The organism is uncultured Fretibacterium sp. (assembly GCF_963544685.1).
Lineage (GTDB): Bacteria > Synergistota > Synergistia > Synergistales > Aminobacteriaceae > CAJPSE01.
Map to the genome: position 1 here is coordinate 1 of NZ_CAUUGJ010000162.1, position 3,953 is coordinate 3,953.

At 67.1% G+C, this 3,953-nt stretch carries 6 protein-coding genes; all 6 read left to right on the top strand.

The window, feature by feature from the left end:
• Positions 1-250, top strand: a 250-nt coding sequence (locus ABLA28_RS10840) for a site-2 protease family protein (RefSeq protein ID WP_347713679.1), incomplete at its 5' end; no start/stop codon positions are given.
• Complete coding sequence (gene ispG, locus ABLA28_RS10845) at positions 247-1,305, top strand: (E)-4-hydroxy-3-methylbut-2-enyl-diphosphate synthase (RefSeq protein WP_347713680.1); 1,059 nt, start codon at positions 247-249, stop codon at positions 1,303-1,305. The genes ABLA28_RS10840 and ispG, both read left to right, overlap by 4 nt.
• A gap of 82 nt (positions 1,306-1,387) precedes the next feature.
• Complete coding sequence (gene argF, locus ABLA28_RS10850) at positions 1,388-2,332, top strand: ornithine carbamoyltransferase (RefSeq protein ID WP_347713681.1); 945 nt, start codon at positions 1,388-1,390, stop codon at positions 2,330-2,332.
• Positions 2,333-2,346: 14 nt separating this feature from the next.
• Positions 2,347-2,526: a hypothetical protein gene (locus ABLA28_RS10855; RefSeq protein WP_299300562.1), complete on the top strand. Its 180-nt coding sequence runs from the start codon at positions 2,347-2,349 to the stop codon at positions 2,524-2,526.
• Between the two features lie 28 nt (positions 2,527-2,554).
• Positions 2,555-3,127 (top strand): hypothetical protein, encoded by a 573-nt coding sequence (locus ABLA28_RS10860; RefSeq protein ID WP_314718318.1) that lies wholly within the window; start codon positions 2,555-2,557, stop codon positions 3,125-3,127.
• Positions 3,128-3,131: 4 nt separating this feature from the next.
• On the top strand, positions 3,132-3,953 hold an 822-nt coding region (locus tag ABLA28_RS10865), incomplete at its 3' end, for a triphosphoribosyl-dephospho-CoA synthase (RefSeq protein ID WP_347713682.1).

Genomic DNA, 3,953 nt, shown 5'->3' on the forward strand with positions numbered 1-3,953 from the left:
GAGGGAGGGGCTCTGGAGCTTCGTGACGTTCCTGGCCCTGATCAGCCTGAACCTGGGGCTCCTCAACCTCTTCCCCATCCCCGCCCTCGATGGAGGGCGCATCCTCTTCGTCCTGCTGGAGATGGTGTTTCGCCGCCGGCTTCCGGAGCGCGTGGAGAACTGGATTCACATGACGGGCTTTGTCCTGCTGATCGCCCTGATGATCTTCGTCACCTGGCAGGACGTCTACAACCTCTTCTGGACGCGATGAGGCGTCAGGTCCGGATAGGGCCCCTGACGGTCGGGGGCGGGGCCCCGGTTCGGGTGGAGAGCATGCTGAAGGTCCCCCTGTCCGATCGCGGGGCCTGTCTGGACCAGTGCCGGAGCCTCCTCGAGGAGGGGTGCGAGCTGGCCCGTGTGGCCCTGCCGACGGCGGCCGACGCGGAGGGGCTGGCCTGGCTGCTTCCGCGGACCGAGCTGCCCCTCATGGCGGACATCCATTTCGACCCCGCTCTGGCCCTGGCGGCGATGGACGCGGGGTGTCGGAGCATCCGCATCAACCCCGGGAACATGCCGCTGGGACGCCTGAACGAGATGATACGGACCGCGAAGGATACGGGCGTGGTCATCCGCATCGGGGCCAACGGGGGGTCCCTCTCGGGGCGGCAGCTCGAGGAGGCGGGGGGGGACCGCGCCGCGGCGCTCTTTCTGGCCGTCCGCGAGCAGGCGGAGCTGTTGCTGGAGAACGGGTTCGAGGACATCATCCTCTCGGCGAAGTCCTCCTCCGTCCCCGAGACGGTGCGGGCCAACCTCCTGATCGCCCGGGCGTATCCCGATTTCCCCCTGCACATCGGCCTGACGGAGGCCGGTCCCGGCGACGGCGGGATCGTCAAGAGCACGGCCGGCATTGCCTCACTGCTGGCGCAGGGCGTCGGGGACACGCTGCGCGTGTCGCTGACCGACAGGCCGGAGCGAGAGGTGCGGGTGGGGTACGAGATCCTGAAGGCGCTCCATCTGCGCTCGCGGGGGGTGAACCTGGTGTCGTGCCCGACCTGCGGCCGCAGGCGCGCGGACGTCATGCGCCTCGTGGCGCTCATCGAGCCGATGCTGAAGGACCTGCCCGACGGGACGAGCGTGGCGGTCATGGGGTGCGAGGTCAACGGACCCAAGGAGGCGAAACACGCCCGACTGGGAATTGCCGGGACCCCGGCCGGCGCGGTCCTGTTCCGGGAGGGGCGGGTGGTCGGCGAATACCCCTTCGAGGAGCTGCCGGAGGTCCTGCCGCGCTTCTTCAGGGAGAACGGCCCCGGCGAACCGGGCGAATGACGGGCCCGCCGCGGGGCGGGGCATCGGGACCGTACATAAAACGGCCGATATGGGGAGACATTGGAAAAAGGGGGAACGTGGCATGCCGGTCAATCTCAAGGGAAGAAGCTTTTTGACTCTGATGGATTTTACGCCCGAGGAAATCGCCTATCTGCTGAGCCTTTCTGCGGACCTCAAGGCGAAGAAACGTGCCGGAATCCGGGGCTGCGCTCTGGCGGGGAAGAACGTGGCGCTTCTTTTCGAGAAGGCCTCGACGCGTACCCGGTGCGCCTTCACGGTCGCCTGCATCGACGAGGGGGGGCACCCCGAGTTTCTGGGCAAGAACGACATTCACCTCGGCGGCAAGGAGGACGTGAAGGACACGGCCCGGGTGCTGGGACGGATGTTCGACGGCATCGAGTTCCGGGGGTTTCGGCAGAGCATGGTCGAGGAGCTGGCCCGGTGGGCCGGGGTCCCCGTGTGGAACGGCCTGACGGACGTCGACCATCCCACGCAGGTCCTGGCCGATTTTCTCACGCTTCAGGAGAACTTCGGTCGCCTCGAGGGCCTGAACCTCACCTATGTGGGCGACGGCCGCAACAACATGGCGAATGCCCTCATGATCGGCAGCGCCAAGATGGGGGTCAACTTCACCATCGGGTCCCCGAGGGAGCTCTTTCCCGACCCCGAGCTGGTGGAGCGGTGCAGGGCGGCCGCGCAGCGAAGCGGCGCGGAGATCCGAATCGTCGACGATCCCCGGAGGGCCGTCGAGGGGGCCGATGCCGTCTACACCGACGTCTGGGTCTCGATGGGCGAGGAGGCGCAGAAGGAGACGCGCGTCCGGCTGCTGACCCCATGGCAGGTCAACGGGGATCTGATGAGGGCGACCGGCAGGGAGAGGACGATCTTCCTGCATTGCCTGCCGGCGGTGAAGGGCTGCGAGGTCACGGAAGAGGTTTTCGAGTCCCCCTGTTCCAAGGTGTTCGACGAGGCCGAAAATCGGATGCACACCATCAAGGCCGTGATGGTGGCAACCATCGGCGCGTAGGGGAGGTGGGAAGAATGTCGGAGAAACGGACCTTTCGGTGTGCCTCCTGTTCCCATGTATTCGAGCAGGAGGGAGGGGCGCTTCGCTGTCCCGAGTGTCGGGGCAAGACCCTGATTCTGCTGGAGGGAGCGCCCCTCAGGGGCTCCAAGGGGTGCGGCGGGAGCTGCGGAAGCTGTTCCTGCGGCTGCCATTAGTTTCTGTACGAAGGAGGCGGGGATGTCCATGGCGGAGGTGAAACAGGAGCACACGACGCATCTGCTGGGGGCCGCCGTCGTGGGCAAGACCCACCCGCGCATCGAGCTGCGCGGCCGGCTCGACAGCCTGAACGCCGCGATCATCCGCGTGCAGATAGCGGCGCGTGAGGCGGGGTGCGCGCAGCTCGAGAAGGACCTGGAGGAGGTTCGGGACAAGGTCGGGGAGATCCTGGCCTGCGAGGTGAGGGATGTCCCCTGCTCCGAACTTTCCCTGTGGGGGCTGACGGACGAGGAGATTCACGCGCGCTCGCATTTCCCGGAGCACGCTTACGGGATCGGGCATATTCTGCCCCATCCCGATATGGGGCGGTGGGCGGCGGAGCTCAATCTGCTGCGGACGCTGGTCCGGGAGGTGGAGCTCTGTGCCTGCCGCGCCTTCGAGTCGCGGGAGGGGGTGGAGAGGCCGGACATCGTCAAGGTGCTGAACCGTCTCAGCAGCGCCTTCTATATCCTGACCTACCAATACCTGCCCAAGGGATACGACCGGACGATCCATTTCGCGAGGAAGGACGTACCGAAAAGGGAAGCGCAGTCCCGGTAACGGAATGAACACCCTGCACGTTTTGAAGATCGCCCAGCTTGCCGTCAGGTCCCTGCTTGCCGAGGCCGCGGTCTACCCCAAGCCGGGGTTGGTCACCCCCCTGGACAACGGTTCCTGCGCGGACCGGACCTTCCAGCACTTCATCGACAGCGCCGTGGCGCTTCTTCCCTGTTTCCTCAACTGTGCGTCCATTGGGATGGAAACCCTGGAACTCGGCCCCGAGGACGTGTTCGCCCTGCTGCGCGTGACGGGACGCCAGGGCGAGCAGGAGATGCTGCAGGCGACCGGCGGCGTCGGCACGCACCGGGGGGCGATCTTCCTATTCGGTCTCCTGTGCGCGGCAGCGGGACGGCTCGCGGCCCAGGAACGGGAACTGACCCCCAGGGCCCTGGCCCTGGCCGCATCCTCCTTCGTGCGGGGAATCGTGGGACGGGAACTGGGCGGCCTGAATCTGGAGAGCTGCGGGACGGCGGAGGGGCGAGCCTTCGTCCTCTACGGGTTGGAGGGACCGAGGGGCGAGGCGGAACGGGGGTTCCCCATGACCTTGCGGGCCGCGGACCTGATGCGGAGGCTCGAGGAGGAGCATGGCGATGCCCTCACGTTCCGGGAGCGCGCGGCGCACACCCTGATCTTCATCCTATCCGAGAACGCGGACGGCGCTTTGGTGTCGCAGGGAGGGCTGGACGCCATGCTGAGCGTTCAGGCGGAGGCGCGAAAGGCCCTTGCGTCCGGTGGAATGCTCTCTCCCTCCGGTCGGGCCGGGATCGCGGAGATGGAAAGCGGGCTTGCGGGGCGCGGGCTGTGCCCCGAGGGCGGGGCCGATATC